The organism is Mesorhizobium sp. M1396 (assembly GCF_040317725.1).
Classification (GTDB): domain Bacteria; phylum Pseudomonadota; class Alphaproteobacteria; order Rhizobiales; family Rhizobiaceae; genus Mesorhizobium.
In genome coordinates, this window is the sequence record NZ_JAMYLA010000154.1 from 1 (window position 1) to 833 (window position 833).

An 833-nucleotide genomic window follows, 5' to 3' on the forward strand; every position below is an offset into this window, starting at 1 on the left:
TCACCTGCTCCGCCGCTAGATATCGCGGCAGGTCGGCAAGCCGCCAACTGGCAAAGCCAGGAACGACATCGGCGAGACCTGCTCGGCAGCGGCCTGTGACGGCAAGATACCGCAAGAACGCGCGCAGGCTGGTCGTCAGCTTCTCCACGGTTCCATTGCCGCAATGGCTCGCGCGGTCCAGGAAAAAGCTGCGGATAGCGGCTGGTTCCCACCGCTCTGGATCGCACCCGAGTGCCGCTATCAAGTGGGCGGCGTCGCGGGCGTAGAGCTTGATGGTGGGATCGGACGCCCCGCGATGCTTGCGCAGCCACACTTTGAAGTGAGCCACCAGGCACGGCTCGGCACGCTGCAATGCGGCAGCGGCGGACTGGCAAACGCCAATTTCGACAAGGTGCTGGCGAAAGAGCCTGGCGCCAAAAATGGTGTGGTGGTTGCGACGCCCGCCCATGGCGCGCGGACATCGACAAGTGCACAAGTGCTCGCTGAACACCGCCAGATCAATGTCGCTGGGCATTGCCTCTTGCCGAGCCACGACATGGCCGAGGTGCGCTGCCGCCCGCAAATATCGCGCGGCCGTGCCGGCACTATAGCCCTGCCGCTCGAGCGCGGCTGCGAAACCGTCAAGGTATGGTCCGCTTGGCCCGCTCCGCAAATGCCTCGGCAGCTTCGATGCCGAGAAGTAAATCTCCAACATGTTCGTCTCCGTTTCTGACCGGCCATTGGTGGCCGAGCTGATGGAGGCGCAGGACCGCGCGGTTATGGAGACAAAAAGCGCAACAATTCACCGAAAAATGCCGTTGCCGGCACGCCAACTCCCCATTACTGGATCTGCC

Annotated in this window: 1 protein-coding gene; it reads right to left on the reverse strand. The window is 63.1% G+C overall.

Going from position 1 to position 833, the window contains the following annotated elements; genetic code table 11:
* Nucleotides 1-514, reverse strand: a 514-nt coding sequence (locus NKH02_RS34400; RefSeq protein WP_502913899.1) for a site-specific integrase, incomplete at its 3' end; no start/stop codon positions are given.
* Nucleotides 515-833 lie beyond the last annotated feature (319 nt).